Source organism: Xanthobacter sp. AM11 (genome assembly GCF_047444035.1).
In the GTDB taxonomy this organism is placed as follows: Bacteria; Pseudomonadota; Alphaproteobacteria; order Rhizobiales; family Xanthobacteraceae; genus Xanthobacter.
Map to the genome: position 1 here is coordinate 161,324 of NZ_JBLAOA010000001.1, position 26,924 is coordinate 188,247.

Genomic DNA, 26,924 nt, shown 5'->3' on the forward strand with positions numbered 1-26,924 from the left:
TCATGTCGAGCCCACTCTAGCATGGACCCGACGCCCCGCCGCCTTTCCGAGAAGGGCACGGGTGAGGTCCCGCTGTTCGGGTGGGACACTGAAGAGGCGGAAGCCGTGGGCGTGCAGCCATTCCAGGAGCGTGCCGTTGCAATCGGCTGGGCACAGGACCCCGACACGCTCGCTTCCCTGCGCAGCCGCCTGCTCGAACAGGGCCGCGAGGAACGGCTTGAGTACCTTGCGCGGATGCGAGCCAAGCTTGCCCTGCGCGACATATTCATTGAGCACTGCCGCCGACGCATACGCCTTCGGCAGGAAGCCATGGGCGGAGTCGATCACCTCGTCGAGGTCGATCCAGATCCACCCGTCGACCTGTGCCAGCATGGCGGGGACTGCCTCCAGCCCGGCCACGTTCTGGATCACCACGCCGGCCTCCAACTGAGGGAAGGCGGCCAGGTCACGCTGGTGGCGGGTCCATTCGGCCGCGTCCGTGACGCCGCCCAGCAGGACCGTGAGCGGGCCGCGCCCTTCGGCGCTGCGAGCCAAGCCGGTGAAGATGGCGTTCTGGTAAGCGGTGTTACCGAGGGGCAGGAACAGGCGCTGGTCCAGTTCCAGCCAGTCCGGCACCACGAAGCGCGCGCGCCGCGAACCTGGCTGGGGCAGCCGGACGTGGACCGGCAGACCCATGACCGCGTCGAGCACGGCGGCGCCCACGACCGCGGCGGCTTCGCTCAGCACGGCGGCTGCAGTTTCCGGTTCGCGCGCCAGATTTGCCATGCCATCGGCGAAGCGTTCGACGACGCCTTCTGCGATGGCCACGTCCGCCATGTTGACGACAGCGATACCCGCCGGCGTTGCGCCGGAAACTGGGCGCGCCGTCGTCCAGACCGACGCCCCGGAGAGGCGGTCCGCCGTTTCGAGCAATTGCGTCAGGCCGCAGAACTGGCCTTCCGGTTCGACCAGATCAATCTGCCCATCGTAGACGCGACCGGACGCGCCGTCGATGGCAATGGCGTCGCCCTCCTGCCACACGCGGCCACCCACGCTGAAGGTGCGCGCGTCGAGATCGAGATCAAGCACCTCGCACCCGACCACGCAGGGCCGATCCAGGGCACGGGATACGACCGCCGCGTGGCTGAGGGCGCCCCCTTTCGCGGTGAGAATGCCCGCCGCCGCGATCATGCCGCGGATGTCCAGCGGGCTGGTGGTGGGCCGCACCAGGATGACCGGATCACCCGCGGCGGCGCACTCGGCGGCACGGTCCGAATCCAGGATGGCGATGCCGCTCGCCTGTCCGGGCGATGAGCCGACGCCAGTGGCGATGGTCTGCGCGCCGGCCACCTGCCGGGGATCGAAGACGGGACGCAACAGCCGCTTGATCTGTTCGGCGGAGACACGCTCCAATGCTTCCTCGCTCGTCAGGACGCCTTCAGCCGCGAGGTCGGCGGCGATCCGGACGGCGGCCGCGGCGGTGCGCTTGGCAGGGCGAACCTGCAGCAGATAGAGCCGTCCGCTCTCCACGGTGAACTCGATATCCACCGCGTCGCGATAAAGGACCTCCAACACCCGGGAATGCTCCTCGAGTGCCGCGCACAGATCGCCATGCCCGCCCGACTGCGACGAAAGGTCGACCGGTGTCGCGGTGCCGGCGACAATGTCCTCGCCCTGCCGGCCGGGCAGGTATTCACCATAGAGCACTGGTGCGCCGGTGTTGGGATCACGCGAGAAGGCGACGCCCGAGCCGGACCTGTCGTCGGCGTTTCCGAACACCATGGCCTGGACGGTGACCGCGGTGCCGAGATCATGGGAGATGCCCTGATGCTCCCGGTAGGCCTTGGCGCGCGGACTGTTCCACGATGAGAAGACGGCGGCTATGGCGCGGTCCAACTGGTCGCGCGGGCTGGTGGGCGCCTCCTCGCCTTCGTCCTCGATATAAGCAACGATCGCCGCTTCCAGCGCCTTGAGATCGCCACCCTCGGCTTCCGCCGCCGTCCGCGCCGCGGACAAGGCGTGCAGAAAGTCCTCGGCGTCGAGCCCGAGCACGATTTCCACGTACATCTTCCAGAAGCGCATCCAGCTGTCGATGACGAAGTGCCGGCCGTGCCCGCGCGCGATCATGGATGCCGCCCCGCGCGCATCAAGGCCGAGGTTCAGCACCGTATCCATCATTCCCGGCATGCTGACCTGAGCGCCGGAGCGGACCGAAACCAGAAGCGGATCGGCGATGTCGCCGCCGGAGAATATCCGCCCGACCTGTTCGCCGAGGCGAGCCACGGCCACGTCCACCTCGTCCCGCAGGCCGGCGGGCAATTGCCGCCCGCCGGCCTGGAACGCGCGGAACGCGTCAGTACTGATGGCGAAAGCCGGTGGAACCGGGATGCCGGCACTGGCCATGCGGGACAGGCCCGTGGCCTTGCCGCCGAACAGGTATCCGTCCTGTGGGTCGAGGACGCGGATGTCGTACACGAAGGGAGGAGCCATCATATCCATCTCGAACATCCCGATCTTTCACACGTCCCGCGGACGACCGACCACCGCGAGGATGTCCTCGTGGAACTCGAACCAGATGTTGTGCATGGAATCGACCGTGGGCTTGCAGACGAAGTCCGTCTCGCCCCGGTCGGCCCGTGCCATGGCGCGCTCGAACCGGTGCGCGTAGCGGCCATAGCGCGGCACCTTGGGGATGGCGGCCTCGAGGTGGCGGATCATGCGCTCCACGAGCCGGGCCATCTTGTCCTGGGCACGGGCATCACCGTCGGATGTCTGCCAGTCGCTCACGGCCTTGATGAACTGTCGGTTGAGCCCGGTCTCGAACTTCTCGTACCAGCCGATGATCTCGCCATCCGAACGCAGGGGCGCGTAGCGGTCCCTGTAGAAAGCGAGGACACGGGCGGTACCTTCCTCCATGAGGAGGAAGGCGCCTTCGAGGTCGAGGACCGCGGTGGCGTCCGCCTGGTCCGTGAGCACCGCCGACACCTGGTCGAGCGGCAGGCCCGTCACATCGGCAATGTGCACGGGCGTCGCCATCTTGTGGAGATAGATGGCGTTCAGTACCTCGAAGCTCGCGTCGTCGATCAGGTCGCGGCGGGCCTCGGCGGCGATGGCATCGGCGGGGGCGGGCATGGCTCAGCCCCAGAAATACTTGGAGCGACCAAGATCCGTCCCCTCGGGGAAGGGAAGGTAGCCCTCGCCCGAGAATATCTTTTGCGGTACCACCGTCTGCGCGAATCCTCTCTTGTTGATCTCGTAATAATAGTTGGCGACGCGCTGGTCGATTTCCCAGAAATCGTAGTCCTTGCACGCCTTCTCATAGGTACCGGCCAGCCGCAGGTGCGGAAGGATCATGTCGATGTAATAGGTGTACATTCCGTTGGTGATGAGCTGGCGACGCGACATGCGCGACAGCTTGGTGTAGAGGCCGAGCGTCGCCTGCTGGATGCCTTCCACGCGGGGCGCGAGATCGGCGATCTTGACCGGATACACCTCCGACATGGGCGTATTCCAGGTCTCGCGCACCAGCACGGCGCCGCCGACGATGTGCTCGATGTAGTTCTTCGGCCGGGTGAAGATGGTCGAGATGTCGTTGACGCGGATCTCCTCCAGCTTCATCGCCTCGGCGTCGAGCACCAGCAGCAGCGTGTAGCAATGGGGCACGCCGGCCGCGTCACACACGTCGCTCCAGTGGTAGGCCTCCTCGTTGGTGAACAGGTCGCGGATGATGAGAAGCTTGCCGTCCGGCAGTTCGTAGGGGCCGGTGTCGCCGAGGCCGAGCCGGTTGTCGAAATGGTCGAGGAACGCGAGCAGTTCGGCCGAGGCATTGAAGCGGGTGAAGTTTTCGTGCGCGTCGCTGCCGGGCTCGAACCATTCGATCTGGGTCACGAGGGAATCGATCACGTCCTGATCGTGGATCGCGCAGCGATAGCGGTCCTGCGAGTTCAGGATATAGCCGTCCTGGCGCTTGCCCCAGAGCACGCGTTGCATGAACTTCAGGATTTCGTTGCTTTCCTCCACATAGTCGTGCGGCTTGATGGCCTCGAGGGCCAGCAGGCCGCAACGGCCCATGCCGAAGCCCACCGCGCCGATGCACCAGTCATGCACCGCATTGACCTTGATGCCCACTTCGCGCCGCGCCGTCGCGCCGATCTGAATGACGCCTTCGGCTCCGATCTCGCGCGTAGTCATGCGCAGGATTTCAGGCCACCGGTAGAACTCGTTCATGAAAGCGAGGATTTCGTATTCCTGGCGCGGGATCATACCCGACACGCCTTCCGTGGCGCGCATCACCAGCACGTCCCAGATGTTCCAGGCGAGATAGTTGTTGAGGTCGTTCAACTCGTCGAGGGTGAACTGGTCCTTGAGCACATCCTCGCGGGTGACGCGCTCCAGAACCTTGGACTTGGCCCGGCTGCGCATGACCCGGTCGCCGATGACGCCGTCACGCACCGGCTCCATGCCCTTGAAGTTGCCGTGGTAGACGAGGTCCTGGAACCTCAGGCCGTTGTCGCCGTCCTGGTAGCGCTGCTTGTAGGTGCTGGTGCCGATTTTCGCGATCTCGTTCATTTCAAGCCACCTCCAGAACCTTGCCGTGCTCACTGTCGCTGCAGTCAAGCCTGACGCGCTTGCCCTGGAGCTTCTCGATCATGGCGTTGAAGTGCAGGGTATTGTCGCCGCCGGTGACGTAGCGCGTGTCGGCATCCACCAGATAAGTGGTCATCACGCACGGCATCTGGAATTCCCGCGACAGGATGCCGAGATGGGATTCCGGCGCGCCCGAAAGCGTGATCACGCCGAGCGCGCCCATGGACAGGGCCGGGGAAAGGAAAGTTGTCGTCCCGCCCTGTACCAGCAGGATATGCTGCTTGAGCTTGCCGCTCTGGATCAGCTTGATGACCGACTGCGGCGTGGGCAGATAGATGATCTCCCCCTCCGGTGCCTTTTTCGTCTCGAAACTGTTGAATCCTTGGGCAATAATATTCATTTTCTTCCTCCTGTGATTTTTGATGATTTTTGTTTTTTGTTGAACCCTGAGGGCCGGAATTCGAATTTCCCGTGCCCTTCGATGCTCTCAGCCTCCCTGCGGCACAAGCTTGGCCATCGGCCTGCGGACCCACGACACGATCTCCATGGGCCACTGGGCAACGAAGTCGGCGCCCGCGTCTTCCAGCCGCCCCGGCTCATGCAGGCCCCAGGTGACGCCGATGGTGTGGATGCCACAGTCGCGGGCCTGGCGCACGTCGCCCACCGTGTCCGTGACCAGGGCAACCTCGCCCGGAGCGAAGGGCACCGGTGGCACCTCCTCATAGGCGTTCGAGCAGCGGCGCAGAGTGGCGTAGCTCGGTTCCTCAAGGAACTGGCGGATGGCCACGCGCTTGTCCGGAATGACATCGCCACCGAAGATATGCGCGATGCAATTGCCGATCCCGGCATCCACCACGATGCGGCGGATGGCGGATACCGCGTTGCTGGACACGATCCCGAGCACGCATTCGCTGGACAGGGCGCGCACCACGTCCACCATGCCGGGCACCAGCGGCGGCGCGTATTCCTGTCGCATCAGCTCCAGGAAGTGCGCGATGACCGCTTCCGCCCTGGCCTCGCCGTAGATCCGAGGCAACGCCTCGAACATGTTGTCGCGGAAGAGATCGAAATACGCCTCGGGCGTATCGATGCCCAGGTCGAAAGCCCGGTTGGTGCGCTCAAACAACCGCCACGTGCTGTCACGCGCCTGCACGAGCGTTCCGTCGAGGTCGAAGAGGACTGCGCGAAGGGGCGCCATCGCTCAGGCCGCCGCGACGACGCGCGTCGCGTCCTGGGCATTCAGGCGGGTGAGCTGCGGTAGCTCGAAGAAGTCCTGGATCTCTCCGTAGCCGGTCTGGCCGTCCATTTCCCAGCGGGCGAGGACATTGAAGGCCACCATGTTGGCCCAGCATTGCCACGGGAACGTAGTCAGGCCCTTGGCGGCGAGCTTCCACACGCGCCCGGTGCGGTCTGTCAGCTCCAGCTCCACCTGATCCGCGAAGCGGTCGCGGAGCCGGACCGTGTGGCCATGCCCGGCCTTGAGGCCGAACACTTCGCCGCGCTCCACGACATAGCCGTGGGTCAGCGAGAGGTCGCGCGCGTTCTGCTCGGGGTCGAAGCTGAAAATGGCATGGACGGCGAGGTCCTTGGAGAAGTGAGCGTGCAGCCAGCTCATGTTGGGCGCGCCGCGCTCCGGCCGCGGTCCCCAGCTGTGGTCCATGGTGGAAATGCAATCGATGGGAATCCGCTTGCCGCGCAGGGTCACCGTCCCCACAAAGTGTCCGGTCTGATCGAAATGGCCGTTATATGCCGTGCCCCAGGCGAACTTGCCGGCATGGGCACCAACCATCGGATCCATCTGCGGGTCATGGATGTCGAAGGCCGGCATGAGGGAGCGGTAGGTGACGTCGATGGCGGTGCCTTCACCGTCGTCGAAACGGATCTCCCACACCATGTTGGGCTCGACACACCGCACACTGAGGCCGTTCGCGAGCGTGTAGTCCAGCAGGCTGCAGCCCTCGGGCATGGGGATCACCGACTGATAGTCCACATAGTCGGCCTGCCAGGGTGCTGCGGCGAAACCTGAGTTCATGCAGATGGTGGAGTTGACTGTGCGTAGGTTGGTGCGGAACAGGGCATAGACGCCCACGTTCAGCTTTTCTTCGGCGTTGTAGAAGCCGAAGAAATTGGTCTCGGCCCAATTCAATTTGTCCTTGTCCGGCGCGTGGAATTCGGCGTCGCAATCCTGGATCATTTCCATCATCCTCTGAGCTTCAATGAGAAGCCATGGCCGCAGTCGGTCCTGGCCTCAGATCATGTCCGCGCGGGGCCGGGGCGGCTCCCGCCACCGGTGCGCCTCATGCAGCAGTGACGACCAGGGTCTGCGCGTTGGTGTATTCGCACAGACCATCGATCGCATTCTCGATGCCGATTCCAGATTGCTTGTGGCCACCGAAGGCGACGTGGGGCGAAAACGTGTGGATCTCATTCACCCACACCGTGCCGGCCTCGATACGCTCGGCAATCTTGCGCGCCGCGGCGACGTCCTTGCTCCAGATTGAGGCCGCCAGCCCGTATTCTGAGCGATTTGCGCGCGCGATCACGTCGTCTAGGTCGTTGAACTTCAGCAGTGGCAGGACAGGGCCGAACGCCTCCTCCACCACCACGCGGCTGTCTTCTGGGGGATTGTCGACGATGGTGACGGGGACAAAATAACCCTTGCGATCCTCGATCTCGCCGCCAAGCAGGAAGCGCTGCCCTTCGGCCTTGGCATCCGCCAGGAGATTCCTGAGCTTGTCGAACTGCATTTTGTTCTGGATCGGCCCAAGGTCTGTGCCCTGGTGTGAGCCGTCGGCGACCTTGATGGTCCGGGCATAATCCACGAGGGCCTCGGCGAGTTGGTCGTAGATCGCCTCGTGAATGTAGAGGCGCTTGGCTGCCACACAGAATTGCGCGCTGTTCTGGAACGCCGCCCAGAATAGCTTTTCGGCGGTCTCCTTCACGTCGACGTCGGGCATCACGATGGCGGGGTCATTGCCGCCCAGTTCCAGCGTGATGCGCTTCAGGTTGCCGGAGGCCGATTCCATGATCTTGCGCCCGGTCGCGGTGGAGCCGGTGAAGCTGATCTTGCGCACGTCCGGATGCTGGGTCAGCCAGGCGCCGAGGTCGTTGCCGCCGGAGACCACGTTGAGGACACCGGGCGGGAGCACGTCGCGCAGGATCTCGCCAAGCTTCAGGGTGCAGAGGGGCGTGTAGGGCGAAGGCTTGAGCACCATGGTATTGCCGGCCACCAGCGCCGGCGCGATCTTCCAGATGGCGAGCAGCACGGGGAAGTTCCACGGCGTGATGGCCCCAACGACGCCAAGGGGAACCCGTCGTGTTTCCACGGTGCGGGCCTCGCTCATCTCCACGGTGTGGACGGGCAGGTCCTGCTTGGCGATCTCGCGGCACCAGATGATGGAGCCGCCGATCTCCCATTCGGCGCCCTTGCGGGCCTTGCCCTGCTCCAAGGTCAGGAGGCGCATGAAGTCTTCGGCGTGGGCCTCGATGGCGTCGCCGATACGGGCCACCAGGGCTTGGCGCTCCGCCACTGGGCGCGCGGACCAGGCTGGAAATGCACGGGCGGCGGATGCCACCGCCAGTTCGAGTTGGTCGCGGCTCGCGTCCGGGACCGTGGCAATGACCTCCTCCGTCGCCGGGTTGAACGCCTCGAAAGCCGTTGGAGAGGTCGCCGGCAGCCCGTCGATGGTCATGCTGTAAGCGGAAAAAAAGTCGATCGACATGGCGTTCCTCGTCCCATGTTTATGTTTGTGCCCAGTCGCGCTTAAGGTCAGGCATTCAGTTCGCCCAGACGGCGACGCATGATCTTTCCGGTGCTGTTTCGCGGGAGATCTTCGACGAAGACAACCCGCCGCGGCACCTTGTAGGCAGCCAGATGCTTCCGGCAGTGGCCGACCACGTCGTCCTCACTCAGGACCGAGCCGCTCCGGCGGACGACGAAGGCCTGCGCCAGCTCACCCTTTTCGTCGTCCGCGACCCCCGCGACGGAGACCATCACCACGTCGGGATGCATGGTGATGACCTGCTCCAGCTCGGCGGGATAGACGTTGTAGCCGGCGGTGATGATCATGTCCTTGCGCCGGTCCACCACGTAGAGATAGCCGTCGGCGTCCGCTCGGGCGATGTCGCCGGTGCTCAGCCAGCCGTCCTCATCGATCGTTTCTGCCGTGGCCTTGGCGTTGCGCCAGTAGCCCTTGGTGACCATGGCGCCGCGTACCATCAGCTCTCCAGCCTCCCCAAGGACGGCGTCGCGTCGCGGATCGGCGAGCTCGGCGAGGCGTACCTCGAGGCCTGGTAAGGGAAGGCCGATGGATCCCGGCCGCGCAGGCCAGTAGGGCGAATGGGTGATGGCGGGCCCGGCCACCTCGGTCATGCCCCAGAGTTCCAGCAACGGACAGCCAAACCGGCGGGTGACCGCTTCGATCTTGGGGGTGGGCATGGTCTGGCCGCCCACAGTGCAGCGCGTGAGGCTGGAGAGGTCGGCGCCGGCCATGTCGGGGTGGGCCAGCATCTGGTAGTACATGGTGGGCACGCCCTCGAAGAGGGTCGCCTTTTCCTGCCCGATGAGGCGCAGGGACTCCCCCGCATCGAAGCGCGGCGTGGTGACGATGCGCGATCCGGCCAGGAACGCCGCGTTCAGGACGATATTGCCGTAGACATGCGGGAACGGCAGGGACGTCAGAACCACATCGTCGCGGGTGCGGACGTGGATGGTCGCGGTGCCGGCGAGGCTGGCGAACAGCCCCGCATGGGTCATGGTGGCGCCCTTCGGCTTGCCGGTGGTCCCGGAGGTGTAGCCGATGGTGAAGAGGTCGTCGGGCGCGCACTCCACAGGGGCCCTGTACTCCCCCGCGAGAAGCGCCTCGAAGTCCTCGGCGCCGTCCGCCTTGCCGAGGGTGAAGATCCGGGTCTGCCCGCCTAAGGCGCCGCGCCGCTCCCCCGGCACGATCAAGGCGGTCGCCTGCGCGTCCTCGGCGATGAAGGCCACTTCCTCGGACGTGAGCAGGATATTGGCCGGCACCACCACTGCACCAAGCCGGGCGATGGCGTGATAAGCCGCCACCCACTGCCAGCCGTTCGGCAGGTGCAGCACCACCCGGTCGCCGGAGCCGATGCCGCGCGTCGCCAGCGCGCCGGCGATGCGGCCGGCCTTGTCGTCGATCTCCTCGAAGCTGAGGGTGGCGCCGCCGGCCACGGTGAGCGCAACCTTGGCGCCGAACCGCTGCCGGGCTTTGAATGCCAGAGTGCTGATTTTGGCTTCGACCATCACGATCCCCTCAAGCGACATGTTCCGGGACCAGGACGGCCTTGAGGACCTCGCCGGTCTCGGAGAGATGAACGGCTTCGTCGATGGCCGAGAGGGGGAATTTTCGGATCAGCCGATCGAATGGGAAGCGGCCCTGCCGCCACAGCGCAATCAGTTGCGGGATGAAGATATCCGGCACGCTGTCGCCCTCGATGATGCCGCGCACGGTACGGCCGAACAGCAGGCCGTTCATGTCCAGCGCCACTTCGGTGCCGAGCGGCGCCACGCCGATGATGCCGCAGATGCCGGTGAGACGCAGGCTGTCCACCGCCTGGCGGGCAACCTTCGGCAGGCCGGTGCATTCGAGGGAATATTGCACGCCCTCTCCGGCCGTGAGCGCCTGGATCGCCGCCACCGCATCCTCGCGGCCGCCGTTCACCACATGGCTGGCGCCCAGCTCCTTGGCGAGGGCGAGGCGGGTGTCGTTAAGATCCACGGCGATGATGGTCGTGCAGCCTACGGCCTTGGCCGCCATCACCGCGGCAAGGCCTACCGATCCCACTCCGAACACGGCGATGCTGGAGCCCGCGCCTGGCTTCAGCGCATTGATGACCGCGCCCGCACCGGTCTGGATGCCGCAGCCGAGCGGCCCCATTATCTCCAGGGGCACGTCCTTCTCGATCTTGACGACGTTGCGCTCGGTCGCCAGCGCATATTCGCCGAAGGACGACTGAGAGAAGAAAACGCTGCTGAGGCGCTGGCCGTGGGCATCACAGCACGGGCTCGTCCCGTCGGAGCGGCCTCCGCTGAAGTTGCAGCCGTAAAGATTGACGCAGTAACCATATTGTCCAGAAATGCAGTTGGTGCAGGTGCCGCAGCTGGCGAAGCTGAGGACCACATGGTCGCCGGCCGCGACCTTCTTGACCTTGGCGCCCACCTGCACCACGACGCCCGCGCCCTCGTGGCCGAGAATGGCCGGCAGAGGGGTCGGAAAATACTGATCGCGCACCACGATGTCGGTGTGACAGACGCCAACGCCGGCAATCTTCACGAGGACTTCGTCGTCCCGGGGCGGCTCGACCTGCACACACTCGATCTTGAAAGGGCCGCCCTTGGCGCGCACCACTGCCGCATTGAATTGCATTGTCTCGCGCCTCCCGTCGCGATCGGGAGCGGGGCGCCTGCTGTTTTTCCGCACGCTGCCACCGATCCAGTGAAGCCATGCTACGGGCCGATGGGCGGCTCAAACATAGCTACGGAAGATAATGCATCTGCAATGTTTTATCTGATGGAGATAACTCATCGCCCTTAAGGTCCTCGCGATCCTTGCATCACGTAAGATGATCGCGGTACCTGCAGGTTCAGCTATGCAAGGGGCACGAACGCTCGGCCGGCGAAGAGCGGAGCGCAATTTCTTAATCTTCGGCGTAAGAATGGATCGCGCTCTAGGCTCTAAACCCAACGCTCTAAGTGTGATTCAATTGGCTCATTGGAGGATGATTCGCCATGAGCCGGTTGTTCTGGTTGAACGAAGAGCAGTGGGCCAAGATCGAGCCGCTTCTGCCGCATTACGGCAGTCCGCCCCGCGTCGATGACCGGCGCATCCTGTCCGGCATCATCCATGTGCTGCGCTGCGGCTGCCGGTGGTGCGACTGCCCTTCCGACTACGGCCCCTATACAACCGTCTACAACCGCTTCAACCGCTGGTCCCGCAAGGGGATCTGGCAGAGGATCTACGCCGCGATCACCGGCGATGCGCGGACACCCCGCCAGCTTCTGGCCGACAGCACCCATGTGAAGGCGCACCGCTCGGCGGCCGGCGCCGAAAAAGGGGGGACCAACGTCAGGCGATTGGTCGCTCCCGCGGCGGTCGAACGACTAAGATCCATGCCCTGAGCGACGGCAAGGGCCGCCCCCTCGTCCTTGCGCTCACGCCCGGCCAGGCCGCCGACATCAAGATGCTGCCGGTGATGCTCGACGCCGCGCCCCCGGCCCGCGCGCTTCTCGCCGACACCGCCTACGACAGCGACACGGTGCGAGATGATCAGGATGTCGGCGCGATCCTGCCCGCTGGCGTGCGCCGACTTTTTTTGAGCGTGATCTTGTGCCGGTCGAAGAACCGCCAGAGCCCGCCGATGCTGGTGCTCACGCCCCTGGCCTCCAGCGCGGTCTTGATCTCGGCCAGCGTGATGTCCTGGTTGGCCGCGACGATGTCCAGGATCGCCGCGCCATACCGCTCGATGCCCTGCGAGCGCCTGTCGCCGCCCCGCGCCCCGGGGCTGGGATCGCCTTGCTCGCGCTCCAGCTTGCGCCAGCGGCTGACGCTGGCTGCGCTCACCGCGAACCGCTCGCCGGCCTGACGATGTGTCAGACCAGATGCAATCGCCGCCAGCACCCGAACGCGAAGATCGACCGACAGAGCCTTCGACATGTCCGCCGGCCTCCGACCCGGCAGACAGTCTGAATGAGCTTTCAGCCGATTCGGGAATCCCCCGCCGATGCAATCAGATCGAAATTCGCTCTCGTGGTTCGACCGCGACAGATGGAACCCTTCTGTCGCCGGCGGGTCGAACCACAAGTCTTTGATCTAGTGGATCAACTTTTCGAAACGGATGGGAACCATCCGTTTCGGTTGATCCACTAGAACCGGTAGGCGCCGCGCAGGGTGGCGGACTGGGCGAAATAGCCATCCGCCACATCGGCCCCCACCTGGAGCTTCATCTCCCATCCCTTGGCCTGGAGCACGTCGAGGCCGAGGGCGGCCCGGCCCACCACGTCGGGCACGGGCACGGTGAGGGCGCTGCGCGCCGCCGCAGCCGCTCCCTGGCCCGCCAGATGATAGGTCGAGGTGAAGCTGTCGCCCGATAGGAAGGATACGCCAGCGTTCAGATAGGGCCGCAATTCGACGCCGGAGGGAAGGGTGATGCGGCCGCCGATCTCAAGGCCCGGCGTGGCGCCGAAATAGACCTGGTCCGCGCCCTCGAACACCATGTCGAGCGCCCCGAGCCCGCTTTCGGAAAAGCGCCCCTGGTGCACCCGCATCACGTCGAGGTCGAGGAAGGGCCGCAGCAGCCAGTCGCCCACTGGCAGCTGGTAGGAGCCGCGCAGCCGGCCGAACAGAAAATCCGTGGTGGGGGAACTGCTGGCAAGGCCCTGCACCAGCGGCAAAGCGAGGCTGCGGCTGGCATCCTGCCAGTTGGTGCCGCCGGCCAGCGATGCCGACCACAGCCAGTTGCCCCATTGCCGCTTCAGGGTGAGGCCCGCCATGACACCCGACCCGTCCGACGCTGCGGAGCTGCCGGACATGTCGGTCCAGTTCTGATCGTAGCTGAGGGCGCCACCGAGGAACCAGTCGTCGGCGATCTCCTTCTGGCCGCCGATCTGGTAGCTCAGGGTGCGGCTCTGATAGCCCTTAAAATCGGTGCTGGCATATTGCTGGGCATTGCCGCCGGTGATGCGCGCCCAACTGCAATCGCCCTCCCGCAGCACCGCAGTGGTGCCGAGGAAGCCGGGACAGCTCTGCAGCGCATTGGCGAAGGCGGTGGCCGCGCCCACCGTGCTCGCCGCCCATGCGGTCGCGCCGCCCCATGACAGGCCGTCCAGCTGGTCGCGATACTGCGCGCCGGAAAGCCCGTAAAGCCCGGTGAACAGCTTCGCCAGCTGCGCGTCATTGGCCGCGCCATCCTGGTAGGAGGCCCACAGCTGCTGCAATTGCAGGGCCATGCCCGTGCGGTTCGAGCTGAGGCCGGAGCCGAGGAAATGCGCCTCCGGAGTCACGTCGAACACGATGCGCTCGCCGGCCTGGCGGCTGGAGACGACAAAGTCGAAGAGCAGGTCACTGGTGCCGGAGAGCAGGCGGCCGGCGTCGGCATCTTTGCTGCTGCCGCTGCTGCCGGCGATGGCGCTGGCCGTGACCACGGCTTCGATGGTGCCCGGCACCAGATCGTGGGGGATGATGGTGAGGGTGCCGCCCTGGGTGGCGAGCAGGCCGTTGACCGCCAGCGTGTCGTGATCGTTGCCGCGGAAGTCTACATCCGCCTCGATGGTGCCGCCCTGGAGCAGGAACAGCCCCTCCTCCACGTTCAGCGCGGCGCTCGCCAGGTTGCGGCCGCCAATGTCGATGGTGCCGGAACCGCGGATGACGCCGATGGTGCTTTCGCCCTGCGTGCTCCACCGGCCGGAATTGTTGAGCACGCTGCCGTTGGCGGCGTCGATGCGTCCGGTGATCTGGCCGCTATTGTTGATCTCCACATAGGTTTTCTGCGTCGCATCCGCGATGATAGCGAACTCCGCCGGAGTGCAGACGCCCTGCCGCGTGCCGCACACCTCGGCATCCTTGGCGATGGCGATGGTGTTGCGCTGGCTGACGGGAGAGGACGGCTTCGGCGCGCCCCCGGAGACAAAGATGGCGGACCCGCCCGCGCCGCCATAAACCTTGGTGAATTCACCAAGATCCACCGTTATCTCACCGCTATAGTATGAATTATACCAGTTTCCGACACTCTGGGCGAAGATGCCGATGGAATTGGCGCCCGTCGCCATCACCACCGGAATGTAGTCCCCGGCCATGTTGACGTAGCCGTCTTTGGAATAGGGGACATGGCTTCGCGTATCGGAGACCACCTGCGCGCTCGCGGCGAGCTTCACCTCCACCCCGCTGCCATAGCCGTCCGCCCCCATGGTGCCCATGGCGCCGTCGATGATGCCGCCGCCGCCGCCCACCGACTGGGCGACGATGCCGTGGGCGCTGCTGCCGGTGGTGACGACCGAGCCGGCATCCCCCAGCACCACGCTGACGGCGCCGCCGCTCGCAAGCCCGTTCTTCCCGCTGCCCGACTGCGCGCCGGGAAGGACGGTCGAGAACGCCTTGCTGGTGTCGCCGACGATGCCGCCGCCCCCGCCGATGGATTGGGCGAGGATGCCGAACGCCCCGTCGCCCGACGTTTGGACGGCTGCGGTGTTGACAACGCTCACGCGCCCGCCCGCATTGCCGGCCCCGGCAAAGGCATTGGCGGTGATCTTGCCGCTGAAGAATTCAACCTCGGTCTGCTCTCCCACCAGGGTGCCGCCGCCGCCGCCGATGGACTGCGCCAGGATGCCGAACGCGCCGTCGCCGGAGGTGCGGATGCCGGCCCGAAGGCCGCCCGCATTGGTGACCGAGACGGCGCCGCCGGTGCCGGCGATGCCGCCCTGCCCGCCCAGGGCCACCACGGTGAGGCTGGGGACGGTGGGCAAGGAACCGACGCTGCGCTTGTTCTCCGAGATGCCCATTCCGCCAAGGCCGCCGCCGCCACCCACGGACTGCGCCATGATGCCGAAGGACTGGTCGCCGGAGGTGGTGATCAGCCCGTCATTGCGCACCTCAACCGTGCCGCCGGAGCCGCCGGAGCCGCCGGAGCCCCCCGCTGCGCCGCCACCCAGGGTGAACAGTCCCGATTTGGTGCTCGCCACCCCGCCGATGCCGCCGCCACCGCCGATGGACTGGGCAAGGATGCCGTGGGCGAAATCGCCCCGCGTGGTCACCGCCGCCGCGTTCGTCACGCTCACCGTGCCGCCGTTGCCGCTGGCGCCGCCGCTGCCGCCGAGCGACAGGTCGATGCCGGTGGAAAAGGTGAGCTTCACGCCCTTCGCCGTCAGCAGGCGCAGCATGAATTCGCCGAGGGAGCCCTCGGCCTCCGTCAGGGCGTCGAATGCGGGCTCGGGGATCAGCTTGCCGGCGAGGTTGCCGTCGAACTTCGCCGCAAGGCCGGCGGTGCCGGTGATGGTGCTGGTCCCCCCCGCCCCGCCGCCGCCGCCCACTGACTGGGCGACGATGCCGTGGCTCTCGGTGCCGGTGGTGGTGATGGCGCCCCTATTGGTGACGGTGACGCCGCCGCCATTGCCCGCCGCCCCGCCGGACCCGCCGATGCTGAGATTCAGGTTCCCGGCATATTCGACGACGAACTTGTCCCCGGTGATGTTGTAGGGATTGATGAGGGTTTCCTTCGACAGCGTGTCCCACAGGAAGCTGGAGAAGGACGTCTCGGCCTTGTCCGCCGCGGAAAGCTTGTCGTACTTCACCCAGGCGCCGCTCACCGCGTCTGCGGCCTGTTCCAGATAGGTGCCCCAGGGCGAGGCGTTATACTTGTCGCTGACGCCGGCGGAGCCGGCCACGCCACCGCCGCCGCCCACCGACTGGGCGAACAGGCCGTAGGCGCCATTGCCGGAGGTGCTGACGGCGCCGGAATTGGCGATGGAGACGGCGCCGCCATTGCCCGCCGCGCCACCGCTGCCGCCGGCCGCCACCTTCATGGTGATGAAGGCCTTGGTCTGCGCACTGGCGGCGGGGGCGGAGGTGGGGGCCGACAGGTCATCGAAATCCGCCGCGCCGCCGCCGCCGCCCACCGACTGGGCGAACACGCCATGGGCGGCAATGCCAGCGGTGGAGATCTTCGCGCTGGTGTCGACGCTGACCGTGCCGCCGTCGCCCGCCGCACCGCCGCTGCCGCCGACGCCCACGCCGACGGCGAAGCTCGATAGCTTGGACTCGCGCTTGCCGAACATCTTGTCGGCAATGTTGAGGCCCTTGTTGCTGTTGCGCGAGGCGGCATCCCCGCCGCCGGCCATGCCGCCGCCCCCGCCCACCGACTGGGCGAAGATGCCAGTGGAGAAGTCGCCCTCCGTCGTGATGCTGCCGGCCGAGTTGACCGACACCGCCCCGCCCTTGCCGCCGCTGCCACCGCCGCCGCCCACGCTGACGGCGATATCGATGGTAGGCGAGGTCTTGCTCAGGGTCATCCAGCTGGTGGCGCGGGCAACGGAGGATCCGCCGCTGCCGCCGCCGCCGCCCAGCGACTGGGCGACGATGCCGCGGGAACTGTCGCCAGTGGTGGCGATATTGGACTTGGCCGTGGTGTCGACGCTGACCGTGCCGCCGTCGCCCCCCGCCTTGCCCTTGCCGCCCACGCCCACCGCCACCGAGACCGAAGGCAGATCCGGCGTGGAGAAGAAGGACAGCGCGCGGGAGGAGGCATCCCCCGCCATGCCGCCGCCGCCGCCGATGGATTGCGCCAGGATGGCGTCTGCACCGGCGCCGGAGGTGCGCACCGACCCGCCATTGGTGACCGAGACGGTGCCGCCGCGCCCGCCGGCCCCACCATTGCCGCCCACCGCCATCGAGAAGCTGAGAATGCCGAGGGCCCGCGCATCGGCGAGGCCGCCGGTGCCGCCGCCGCCGCCGATGGACTGGGCAAGGATGCCGGTAGCGGCAGCGCCCGTATCCCGGTCGGCATCGCCGGTGGAGACGAAGCTGTAATTGCTGACGCTCACCGCGCCGCCATCACCGCCGGCCGCGCCGGCTCCGCCGATGGCGGTGGAGAGGCCAAAGCTCCAGCCGCCGCCGGCGATGCCGCCATTGCCGCCGCCGCCGCCGATGGACTGGGCGAGGATGCCGAAGGACAGGTCCTCATGGGTGAGGATGCGGCCAAGGGAGTCGCTGGACACGTTCACCCGGCCGCCATTGCCGCCCACCCCGCCTTCCCCGCCCAAGCTGAACAGCCGGTGGGTGGAGGGGCCGCCGAGCCCGCCGCCGCCGCCGATGGACTGGGCGACCACGGCGGTGGAGGCATAGCCGAAGGTTTCCAGCGTGCCGGAATTGCTGACCGTCACCGTGCCGCCATCCCCGCCCTTGCCGCCGCTGCCGCCGACGCGGGTGAAGAAGCCGCCGCCCACCCCCACGCCCCCGCCGCCGCCGATGGACTGCGCCACGATGTTCGAGCTCGCGCCGGAATAGGTCTTGATGGTGCCCCTGTTGTCCACCGTGACTGAGCCCGCCGGCTTGCCATCGCCCGAAAGGCCGGGCGAGGTGGAGCCGAGGCTGGTGCCGGAGAAGGCGTCCAGCATGTAGGCAACGCCGCCGCCCCCGCTCACGCTCTGCGCCAGGATGCCGTGCTGGGTGTAATCGGTGTCCAGGGCATCGCGGCTGAGGCCGGTGGTGATGGTGCCGCGGTTGGTGACGCTCACGGTGGCACTGCCGCTGGCGGTGCTGCTGGTGGAGCCGAAGCCATCGCCGGTCTGGCCATTGATGCCGACGATGCCGCCGCCGCCGCCCACCGACTGGGCGATGATGCCCATGGAGCCCCGGCCGCCGGTGCGGATGCTGCCGGAATGGTCCACCTCCACCGCGCCGCTCTGGCCGCCGGAGGTGGTGTAGGTGGTGGTCTGCCGCACGGCGGTGGAAAGCCCACCGGCGACGCTTCCCGCCACGACGCCGGCGGAGAAGGCGCCGGTGGTGGAGATATCCGCCGCATAGGACGTGGTGACCTTGACCGTGCCGCCGGTGCCGCTGATGCCCTGGCGCTTGGCGCCGATGACATCGCCGCCCGAACTGATGGCCTCGATGCCTGCGGAGCCCTGGCCGGCGGTGGCGATCGCACCGGAAACGCTCACCTCCACCCGGCCGCCGCTGCCACCGGCGATGCTATTCTGGGCCACCGAGCCGCCGCCGCCCTGGCTGATGGCCATGATGCCCGCGGAATTGGGAGCAACGGTGGTAATGCGCGAATTGCTGGAGGTGGTCACCTTGACGGTGCCGCCGTCGCCGCCTTTGCCGAGCACGGTCCAGCCGCCGGATTCGTACTGCGCCGCGGCATCGCCGCCCTGGCTCAGGGCAAGGATGCCGGCATTGGTGTTGAGGCCGCTGGCAGACTGCGCCATCCACGCGCCGGTCTCGATGGTGCCTTCGTTGACGATGGTGATGTCGCCGCCCTTGCCGCCGCGCACGCCGCTGGAGCCGAGATTCTGCCCGGACGTGTCATGGTCCGGCCCGGCGCCGCCGCCGCTGAAGGCGAGGATGCCGCCGCCCCAATTGATGTCCAGCCGGTCCGCCGAAAGCTGCCGCCAGACGGAGACCGTCTCATAGGTGGACGGGGCATCGGCAAGCTGGGGCCGGCTGCTGGTATTGACGAGGATGGAGCCCTTGTTGGTGATGGTGATGGCCCCCCCGTCGCCGGGAAGGTTTCCGGGGTTCTTCTTGTCGTAATTGTGCTGGGTGCCGCCGCTGGAGATGGCCGTTATCCCGCTCGTCAGCGCCGGCTTGTCCTGCACCTTGTAGGAAGAAGGAAAGCCGATAAGGATCAGAAGGGGATTGGTATAGACGGCCGTCGCGCTGCCGACGCCCAGCGTATATCCCCTGTCCAGGACGATACTGACCGCGCCGCCATTGCCGGCCTTGCCGGATTCCGAGTTTCCGCCGGAGGCGTTCACGAAAACGCAGGCGGTGACGCAGGATTTTCCACCGACTTCGCCGCTGGACGCGCTGACATTTTCCTTGACGACAAGGTCCACCGCGGTGCCGTTGCCTGCAGCGGCTTTGCCGGTGGCGTCCGTGGCCCAGTTGCGCAGGACGATGGCGTCCTCCGCCCGCGCCGGCACCATCACCCCCGGCAGCACCAGCGCCGTGGTGCCGCAGAGGGCGGCGCGCAGCAGCACGGCGGCGCGGTGCGTGGGTTTCGCAGTTTGCAAGACGAATTGGGAAGAGTGAGGCGGCGAGAGGCGCTGTCGCAATGTCTTCGCCGTGCGCGATGCCGTTTCATTCGCCGTTCGCATCAAATGCCCCCATCTGCGCTGCCGAACACACGGCTTCAACAGATAGAGTTACGGCGCAACGGCAATATGACGCAGCATTACGGGAAATCCGCTGCCATATCTTCTTAAGAACGTAAGTTAAATGCAGCGATCCGGCAATTCATCCGCCGCATCGTGTGGATCCGCGCCCGGGACGGGAGTACGGCGTCAGGAGAGGATGTATGCCTTTACCTTAAGCGCTGCCGCAGCGCCGGCCGCCCATTTCCCGTGCCGCGCGCCCCCTGCGCGGAAGCGAGCGAGAGCTTGCCGCATCTTGCGGTGCACGATGGCCGGGGCGGGCGCCGGTAATCGCTCGTGGCTATCGGGTTTGCCCCGCGGGTGGCGGGAGCGTCTCGACGCCGCAGCACAAATCCGTAGCCAAGCTGGTGTCCGGGGTGCGGGACGCGCAGATGCCAGGCGGCGGACTCATAACGCATTGATCCAGATGCGTGTTGCGGCGAGCTTGAGGGCTGCGAGGAAGTTGTCCGGGCGGCGGTCGTAGCATGTGGCGAGGCCACGCATCTGCTCGATACGGGTGAAGAAACGCTCGAACTGGCTCTTCTGGCGGTCGAGCCAGAGGCTGAAGGCGCACAGGGCCTGAATGCGGTGCCATGCGCCTGTTGCGGCGTTCGTGGCCGCCGGTCCTAGTGGGTTCGACCGCGACAGATGGAACCCATCCGTCGCGACCAGCTCGAACCACAACGCCTTGATCTGGTGGATCAACTTTTCGAAACGGATGGGAACCATCCGTTTCGGTTGATCCACTAGAAATCGGATGTGGAGAGACGGTGGAAGCTCTGGCGCCGCCGCGCATAGACGCCGCTGGCGACGCGCTCGATGCGGTTGCGGTTCACATCGAAGACCCGCAGCGATGCCGCTTCGTCCTCCCCCGCCTGGGGGCTGAACCGCTGCAGGACATCCCGATCGAGGTGGAAAGCGATTTCGAAGGCCGAATCGTGCCCCCAGAAGGTGACGCAGCGCCGGGCCGGATCATAGATGCGGCTGGCGTTGGGAAATTGGAGCGGCATCGGCATTCCCTTTGATGGGCACGTCCCTCTGGGCAGACGTGACGGGAGAGGAGGCCTTGCGGTTTCAAGCTGAAAGCTGCCGGTCCTTCGCCAAGGCCGCATCGAGCTCGGCGGCGTCCACGGCCAAGCACGCGCTTCTGCCCTTTGGCGCGGCGAGAGCCGGCGTGTGAAGCATTGTCGCCACGCGCCGATAGGCGACGAAGGAAAGGCCGAGAATCGGCTCCTCGTCGGTCACCACGCGATAGGTCCCCGCCGGCAGAATGCCATCGGTACCGCTCAGCTGAAATGGATGATCGAACGTGACCTGTGTTTCACGGGTCCGAACGTTCATGCCAGCACCTCAGCTCTTCTTCTTGGGTGGGCCGATGGACACCGGCGTTCCCTTCGCGAAGACGGGCGGCGCTTCCGGCACCTTGACTTTCTTGGGCTTCTTGACTTCGCGATTGCCGCGCACCTGTCCCTTGGCCATGGCCGCCTCACTCTGGGTCGCGTCGGTTGGCTCTGCGGGTGCAACGAAGAACGCCCCGCAACCTCAAGGGCTGCAAGGCATCCGTCGTCCTGCAGGGCAGGAGGATGGCGCATCGCTGTCGAAGCTGCCGGTACATCCGCGGTCAGCCACAGGGAAGCGATGCGCAGGGCCGGCCTTCCCGAATGGCTCGGGATGCCGGCCGATTGGTCAGCTCAGGTCCTTGAGCATGTCGGCGGACATCTTCCCGCTCTTGCGGTCAGTGACGAGCTCGAAGCCCACCTTCTGGCCTTCGCGCAGCTCGCCGAGCCCGGCGCGCTCAACGGCGCTGATATGGACAAAGGCATCGCTGCCACCCGCATCGGGAGCGATGAATCCAAAGCCCTTCTGGGCGTTGAACCACTTCACGGTTCCCTCAACCATGGGAAACCCTTTCAATTTAATATTTAGCTCACCGGCACGCGGCCGATGGTCGAAATCGCATTTTCGGGCGAGAATTTTTGGTTGGGCGCAGAAGATTCCTCCGCGCAAAGCCAAGTGATCAGGCTTTCGATCGACTGGGAGAATATGCTCTGAAATTTCCGATCTTGCAACAATATTTTATGGATCGAGCGTTTTTTCACTCTGCGTGGCACGTGTTATGCTAGGCAAATTATACGTTCCCGCGCCCTCCTCGCCCTGCGGCGCCTGCCTGCGCGGCCGGAGAATTGGACCCGGGAGCGTTCAGCCGAACGGGCTCGGGCCAACTCTGGCGCGCGGCCTGCCCTTGCCCCCGGGCCAGGCCATCGGTCGCGGCCCCAGCCCCGCGGAGCGCCTTTGATCCCTCTCCAGATCCGCCATACCACCACCTACCGCTTCCATCGGCCGGTGACGTTCGGCCCCCATCGCCTGATGCTTCGCCCGCGTGAAAGCCGCGACCTGCGGGTCATGTCGAACCAGGTCACCCTGACACCGGCGGCGACGGTGACATGGGCCCAGGATGTCTTCGGCAATGCGGTGGCCACGGCGACCTTTGCGTTCGCCGGCGACCATCTGGTGATCGACAGCACCACGCAATTGCACCTCGACGCCGTGCCGTGGCCGGTGTTCGCCATCGCCGGCTCGGCCGTGAGCTTCCCGTTTCGCTATTCCGATGACGAATGGACCGACCTTGGCGCGTTGGCCACGCCGCAATTCCCGGATGCCTCGGGCCGGCTGCGGAACTGGGCGCAGGGGTTCGTCCGGGGCAACCCCACCGATACGCTGTCGCTGCTCAAGGACCTGAGCGCCGGCGTCTCCCAGCGGATCTCCTACCAGAGCCGGGACGAGGAGGGCACCCAGTCGCCCACGCAAACCCTCGATCGGGGCTGGGGCTCCTGCCGGGATTTCGCCGTCCTGTTCGCGGAGACCGCCCGCAGCCTGGGCTTCGGCGCGCGCATCGTGTCCGGCTATCTCTACAATCCCGCCGGCAGCCTCGTGGGCACGGCGGGCACCGGCTCCACCCATGCCTGGGCGGAAGTGTTCGTGCCGGGGGCGGGCTGGATTCCGTTCGATCCCACCAATCGCAGCATGGGCGGGTTCAACCTCATCCCGGTGGCCGTGGTACGCGACATCCGCCAGGCGATACCGGTGCAGGGCATCTTCGTCGGCGACGGCGCCGCCTTCCGGGACATGCGGGTGGACGTGCAGGTCACAGCATGAGGAAGGTCACCGCATGAGGAAGGTCACCGCATGGGCTGGGCCGCACCGCGGCCCGTTGCGGGATCAGCCCGAAGAACAAGCGCCGCCATAGGCAAGGCCGGCGCCCTCGTCTATGATGCCGCGCCGTTTTTCAGCCTGAACGCCTCGAAGTGACACCCGCCGCCCGTCTGCAAGCCACCCTCGACCTGATGCATGAAATTGATCGCATCGCGCGTCCCGCCGATGCTGTCGTTTCCGCGTGGTTTCGGGCCCATCGCCATATCGGCGACAGGGACCGCGGCCATATTGCCGATCTGCTCTATGCCTTGCTGCGGCATCACGCACGCATAGGCTGGTGGCTCGGCAAGCATGGGCGTGAGGCGGTGCCGCGCAATCGGCTGCTGGCATGGCTTGCGCTGGATGGCGGCAAGACACTGGATCAGGTCCAGCATCTGTTCAACGGTGGAAAGCTCGCGCCGGCTCCCTTGAGGGATCACGAGTGCACGCTGCTGGTGAAATTGCAGGGCTGCCCCATCAACCACCCCGCCATGCCGGACGAGGTGCGCTTTGAATGCCCCTCCTGGGCGGTCGAGCCCTTGCGGCGGCGTTTCCAGGACTCGTTCGGGCGCGAGATGGCCGCGCTTCTCACCGCCGCCCCGCTCGATCTGCGCGTCAATCCGCTCAAGGCCACGCGCGAAACCGTGCTGCGCGCCCTGCACGATCTTGGCCTGCCGGCCGAGGCATCCGGCATGGCCCCTTACGGCATTCGGGTGAAGGAGCGCCCCCCGCTGGCCGGCCTGCCCATGCTGAAGGACGGCGAGGTCGAGATCCAGGACGAGGGCTCGCAGCTCGTGGCCATGCTGGTGGACGCAAGGCCGGGCGAACGGGTGGTGGATTTCTGCGCCGGGGCCGGCGGCAAGACGCTGGCCATTGCCGCGCAGATGGCGAACAAGGGCCATGTCATCGCCTGCGACGTGCTGGAGGGCCGCCTGAAGCGCGCCGCCGAGCGCTTCAGGCGTGCCGGGCTCCACAATATCGAGACCCGCACCCTGGCCAGCGAAACGGATCGCTGGGTGAAGCGCCACAAGGGCACGTTCGATCGCGTGCTGGTGGATGCCCCCTGCAGCGGCACCGGCACATGGCGGCGCAATCCCGATGCCCGCTGGCGCCCGCTGGGCGCCGGGCTTGAAAATCTGCTGCCGCTGCAGGCCGGCATTCTTGCCAGCGCGGCCCGGCTGGTGAAGCCCGGCGGGCGGCTCGTCTACGCCACATGCTCCATGCTGCCCGAGGAAAACGAGGCGCAGGTGGCCGGCCTCCTGGCGGCGCACCCCGATTTTCAGGTGGTGCCGCTGCGCGAGGCCGCGCCGCAACTGACCAGCTCCGCGCATCCCGACCACCTGTCGCTGACGCCCGCACGCCACGATACCGACGGCTTTTTCGCGGCTGTGATGCAGCGCGCGCCCGCGCCGTCGCCGGCATAAGGCACGGAGCGCGGGGGCGCCGGCCGGTCACTTTCTGGGCAGGCAGACGCCCTTCGTGGTGAAGCGCTGCGCCCCGCTCGTGCGGCTCACCGGCCGTCGCGTGCCGGCGGCCTTGCCGGTGCCGGGCGGCTGGTGCGCCGGCACGAGCTGGTCGGGGCGCGAGCCGATGAGATCGGCGCGGCCCATCTGCTTCAGCGCCTCGCGCAGCAGCGGCCAATTGTCGGGGTCGTGGTAGCGCAGGAACGCCTTGTGCAGCCGGCGCTGGCGCAGGCCCGTAACCGTCACCACCTTCTCGCTTCCCCCGTGCCGCACCCCCCGCAGGGGATTGACGCCGCTGTGGTACATGGCCGTTGCCGTGGCCATGGGCGAGGGCAGGAACGTCTGCACCTGGTCGGCGCGATAGCGGTTCTTCTTGAGCCAGAGCGCGAGGTTCATCATGTCCTCGTCGGTCGTGCCCGGATGCGCGGCGATGAAATAGGGGATGAGGTAGTATTTCTTGCCCGCCTGCTTCACCGCGGCGTCGAACATCTCCTTGAAGCGGTCGTAGGTGCCGATGCCCGGCTTCATCATCTTGTCGAGGGGGCCGCGCTCGGTGTGCTCGGGGGCGATCTTCAGATAGCCGCCGACGTGATGGGTCACCAGCTCCTTGATATATTCGGGGCTCTTCACGGCGAGGTCGTAGCGCACGCCGGACGCGACCATCACCCGCTTGACCCCCTCCACCTCGCGCACCTTGCGATAGAGCCGGATCAGATCGTCGTGGGAGGTGTTCAGGTTGGGGCAGATGTCGGGGAAGACGCAGGACGGCAGCCGGCATGCCGCCTCGATCTTCGGGTCCTTGCAGGCCATGCGGTACATGTTGGCGGTGGGGCCGCCGATGTCCGAGATCACGCCCGTGAAGCCCGGCGTCCGGTCGCGGATCTGCTCGATCTCGCGCAGGATCGAGCCCTCAGAGCGGTTCTGGATGATGCGGCCCTCATGCTCGGTGATGGAACAGAAGGTGCAGCCGCCGAAGCAGCCGCGCATGATGGTCACCGAGAACTTGATCATGTCCCAGGCGGGGATCTTCGCATCGCCATAGGCGGGATGCGGCGCGCGGGCATAGGGCAGGTCGTAGACCGCGTCCATCTCGGCGCCGGTCAGGGGGATGGGCGGCGGGTTCAGCCACAGGTCGCGGTCGCCGTGGCGCTGGACGAGGGGGCGGGCGTTGCCCGGATTGGCCTCCCGGTGCAGCACGCGCGAGGCGCGGGCGTAGGCCTCCTTGTCCGCTTCCACCTGCTCGTAGGCCGGCAGCCGGATGACCACATCACCGGGGCGGCGGGCGGCCCCCTCGTCGGCGGTGTCGAGATCGTCGGCGTGAAGTTCCGTGTAATGGTCCGGCACGCGGCGGAACAGGGCGACGCCGCGAACGTCGTCGATATCCCGCGGCGCCTCCCCGGCGGCGAGGCGGTTCGCCACCTCGATGATGGCACGCTCGGCATTGCCATAGACCAGCAGGTCCGCCTTGGCGTCCGCCAGGATCGAGCGGCGCACCTTCTCGGACCAGTAGTCGTAATGGGCGATGCGGCGCAGCGATGCCTCGATGCCGCCAAGCACGATCGGCACGTCCTTGAACGCCTCGCGGCAGCGTTGCGTGTAGACGATGGTCGAGCGGTCCGGCCGCCGGCCGCCCTCCCCGCCGGGGGTATAGGCGTCGTCGTGGCGCAGCCGGCGGTCCGCCGTGTAGCGGTTGACCATGGAATCCATGTTGCCGCCGGTGACGCCGAAGAACAGCTCCGGCCTGCCCAGCGCCTTGAACGGCTCTGCCGACTGCCAATCGGGCTGCGCGATGATGCCCACCCGGAAGCCCTGGGCTTCCAGCAGCCGGCCGATGATGGCCATGCCGAAGCTGGGATGATCCACATAGGCGTCGCCTGTCACCAGCACGATGTCGCAGGCGTCCCAGCCGAGCGCGGCCATCTCGGCGCGGCTCATGGGCAGGAACGGCGCCGCCCGGCCGGCAGGCGGCCGGTAGCAGGACAAGGAACTCAAGGGTTTCTCTGCGTCAGCGTGGATATGCATCGCTTTCGCATAAGGCTGCCTTGCAGCGAATTCAACTCGCCGTGTTGAGGACCACAGGACCCATCCCCGCATCCATGGCCGCAGGGGCGGCACCCGCCCGCTTCAGCCCGCAGCCAGCTTGAAGCCCACGCCGCGCATGGTCACGATCCGCGCCGAGCCGGAGAGCTCGTCGATCTTGCGGCGCAGATAACCCACGTACACATCGACGGAATTCTCGGTCACGTCCGCATCCAGGCCCCACACGCCGGTAAGGATGGCCGCGCGGCTCAAGGCCTTGTTGGGGCTCTTCATGAAGAATTCCAGCAGATGGAACTCGCGCACCGTCAACGGCGCCGGCACGCCGCAGACCAGCAGCTGATGGGCGTCGCGGTCGAGCACGAGGTCGCCCACGCGCAGCTTCGGGGCCGGCTGGTCCACCGGCGCGGGGCTGCGCCGCAGCAGCGCCCGCAAGCGGGCCAGCAGTTCGTCGAAGGCGAAGGGCTTGGCCAGAACGTCGTCGCCTCCGGCATCCAGCGCCCCCACTTTCTGCGCCACGCTGTCATGGGCGGAAAGCACGAGGACCGGCGGCCCGTTCTCCTCGATCCGCAGCATCCGGCACACGTCGAGCCCGTCCATGTCGGGCAGGGTGAGGTCGAGGATCACGGCGCCGTAGGGGCCGGTCCGCGCCTTCTGCAGGCCGTCACGGCCGCTTTCGGTCCAGTCCACGCAATAGCCGGCCGTCTTGAGGCCATGGGTGAGAATGCGGCTGGAGGCGATGTCGTCGTCGACGAGCAGGAGATTCATCGGAGCGTCTTCCCTGGTGGCCGCGGCACGGT

The 26,924-nt window shown here is 66.7% G+C and carries 21 protein-coding genes and 1 pseudogene; 4 read left to right on the plus strand and 18 right to left on the minus strand.

Features of this window, described 5'->3' with window-relative positions; genetic code table 11:
• The 9 genes from ACI7BZ_RS00750 to ACI7BZ_RS00790 all read right to left on the minus strand — a co-directional run bounded on the left by ACI7BZ_RS00750 (position 1) and on the right by ACI7BZ_RS00790 (position 10,955).
• Entirely contained in the window at positions 1-2,487 is a 2,487-nt protein-coding gene (locus ACI7BZ_RS00750) for a pyruvate, phosphate dikinase (RefSeq protein ID WP_414115304.1), read from the minus strand.
• 9 nt (positions 2,488-2,496) lie between these two features.
• Positions 2,497-3,111 (minus strand): hypothetical protein, encoded by a 615-nt coding sequence (locus ACI7BZ_RS00755; RefSeq protein WP_414115305.1) that lies wholly within the window; start codon positions 3,109-3,111, stop codon positions 2,497-2,499.
• Positions 3,112-3,114: 3 nt separating this feature from the next.
• Positions 3,115-4,548, minus strand: a complete 1,434-nt coding sequence (locus tag ACI7BZ_RS00760) for a hypothetical protein (protein ID WP_414115306.1) — start codon at positions 4,546-4,548, stop codon at positions 3,115-3,117.
• Position 4,549: 1 nt separating this feature from the next.
• Positions 4,550-4,966 carry a PEP-utilizing enzyme gene (locus ACI7BZ_RS00765; protein WP_414115307.1) on the minus strand — a complete coding sequence of 139 codons (417 nt, stop codon included), beginning with the start codon at positions 4,964-4,966 and terminating at the stop codon, positions 4,550-4,552.
• 87 nt (positions 4,967-5,053) lie between these two features.
• Entirely contained in the window at positions 5,054-5,764 is a 711-nt protein-coding gene (locus tag ACI7BZ_RS00770; RefSeq protein WP_414115308.1) for an HAD family hydrolase, read from the minus strand.
• 3 nt (positions 5,765-5,767) lie between these two features.
• The gene (locus tag ACI7BZ_RS00775) at positions 5,768-6,769 is read right to left on the minus strand and encodes a DUF7064 domain-containing protein (RefSeq protein WP_414115309.1); all 1,002 of its coding nucleotides are present in this window, start codon (positions 6,767-6,769) and stop codon (positions 5,768-5,770) included.
• Between the two features lie 94 nt (positions 6,770-6,863).
• Positions 6,864-8,288 carry an aldehyde dehydrogenase family protein gene (locus ACI7BZ_RS00780; protein ID WP_414115310.1) on the minus strand — a complete coding sequence of 475 codons (1,425 nt, stop codon included), beginning with the start codon at positions 8,286-8,288 and terminating at the stop codon, positions 6,864-6,866.
• Positions 8,289-8,335: 47 nt separating this feature from the next.
• Complete coding sequence (locus tag ACI7BZ_RS00785; protein WP_414119056.1) at positions 8,336-9,832, minus strand: class I adenylate-forming enzyme family protein; 1,497 nt, start codon at positions 9,830-9,832, stop codon at positions 8,336-8,338.
• A 10-nt stretch (positions 9,833-9,842) separates the two neighbouring features.
• Positions 9,843-10,955, minus strand: coding sequence for an NAD(P)-dependent alcohol dehydrogenase (locus ACI7BZ_RS00790; protein ID WP_414115311.1), 1,113 nt, complete (start codon positions 10,953-10,955; stop codon positions 9,843-9,845).
• Between the two features lie 362 nt (positions 10,956-11,317).
• Here ACI7BZ_RS00790 and ACI7BZ_RS00795 point away from each other — a divergent pair, with 362 nt between their 5' ends.
• Complete coding sequence (locus tag ACI7BZ_RS00795) at positions 11,318-11,707, plus strand: IS5 family transposase (RefSeq protein ID WP_414115312.1); 390 nt, start codon at positions 11,318-11,320, stop codon at positions 11,705-11,707.
• Positions 11,704-11,802 (plus strand): annotated as a pseudogene (locus tag ACI7BZ_RS00800) (IS5/IS1182 family transposase); the annotation flags it as partial. The gene ACI7BZ_RS00795 and the pseudogene ACI7BZ_RS00800, both read left to right, overlap by 4 nt.
• A 53-nt stretch (positions 11,803-11,855) precedes the next feature.
• Here the strand turns inward: ACI7BZ_RS00800 and ACI7BZ_RS00805 are convergent.
• The 7 genes from ACI7BZ_RS00805 to ACI7BZ_RS00835 form a co-directional block, all read right to left on the minus strand.
• A complete protein-coding gene (locus ACI7BZ_RS00805; protein ID WP_414115313.1) occupies positions 11,856-12,242 on the minus strand; it encodes a helix-turn-helix domain-containing protein in 387 nt (128 codons plus the stop codon).
• 209 nt (positions 12,243-12,451) lie between these two features.
• Positions 12,452-19,312: a hypothetical protein gene (locus ACI7BZ_RS00810; protein ID WP_414115314.1), complete on the minus strand. Its 6,861-nt coding sequence runs from the start codon at positions 19,310-19,312 to the stop codon at positions 12,452-12,454.
• A 528-nt stretch (positions 19,313-19,840) separates the two neighbouring features.
• The gene (locus ACI7BZ_RS00815) at positions 19,841-20,161 is read right to left on the minus strand and encodes a hypothetical protein (protein WP_414115315.1); all 321 of its coding nucleotides are present in this window, start codon (positions 20,159-20,161) and stop codon (positions 19,841-19,843) included.
• A gap of 17 nt (positions 20,162-20,178) precedes the next feature.
• On the minus strand, positions 20,179-20,442 hold the full coding sequence (locus ACI7BZ_RS00820) for a DUF1488 family protein (RefSeq protein WP_414115316.1): 264 nt from the start codon (positions 20,440-20,442) through the stop codon (positions 20,179-20,181).
• A gap of 64 nt (positions 20,443-20,506) precedes the next feature.
• Positions 20,507-20,773 carry a hypothetical protein gene (locus ACI7BZ_RS00825; RefSeq protein WP_414115317.1) on the minus strand — a complete coding sequence of 89 codons (267 nt, stop codon included), beginning with the start codon at positions 20,771-20,773 and terminating at the stop codon, positions 20,507-20,509.
• Positions 20,774-20,782: 9 nt separating this feature from the next.
• Complete coding sequence (locus tag ACI7BZ_RS00830) at positions 20,783-20,911, minus strand: hypothetical protein (protein WP_414115318.1); 129 nt, start codon at positions 20,909-20,911, stop codon at positions 20,783-20,785.
• Positions 20,912-21,118: 207 nt separating this feature from the next.
• On the minus strand, positions 21,119-21,331 hold the full coding sequence (locus tag ACI7BZ_RS00835) for a cold-shock protein (RefSeq protein WP_414119057.1): 213 nt from the start codon (positions 21,329-21,331) through the stop codon (positions 21,119-21,121).
• Positions 21,332-21,724: 393 nt separating this feature from the next.
• Between ACI7BZ_RS00835 and ACI7BZ_RS00840 the strand changes: the two genes are divergently transcribed.
• Positions 21,725-22,588, plus strand: coding sequence for a transglutaminase family protein (locus tag ACI7BZ_RS00840; protein ID WP_414115319.1), 864 nt, complete (start codon positions 21,725-21,727; stop codon positions 22,586-22,588).
• A gap of 149 nt (positions 22,589-22,737) precedes the next feature.
• Positions 22,738-24,048, plus strand: coding sequence for an RsmB/NOP family class I SAM-dependent RNA methyltransferase (locus ACI7BZ_RS00845; RefSeq protein WP_414115320.1), 1,311 nt, complete (start codon positions 22,738-22,740; stop codon positions 24,046-24,048).
• A gap of 27 nt (positions 24,049-24,075) precedes the next feature.
• On the opposite strand, the gene ACI7BZ_RS00850 is transcribed toward ACI7BZ_RS00845, so the two are convergent.
• Both ACI7BZ_RS00850 and ACI7BZ_RS00855 read right to left on the minus strand, forming a co-directional pair.
• On the minus strand, positions 24,076-26,109 hold the full coding sequence (locus tag ACI7BZ_RS00850) for a YgiQ family radical SAM protein (RefSeq protein WP_414115321.1): 2,034 nt from the start codon (positions 26,107-26,109) through the stop codon (positions 24,076-24,078).
• Positions 26,110-26,211: 102 nt separating this feature from the next.
• Positions 26,212-26,892 carry a response regulator transcription factor gene (locus ACI7BZ_RS00855; protein ID WP_414115322.1) on the minus strand — a complete coding sequence of 227 codons (681 nt, stop codon included), beginning with the start codon at positions 26,890-26,892 and terminating at the stop codon, positions 26,212-26,214.
• Between the last annotated feature and the right edge of the window lie 32 nt (positions 26,893-26,924).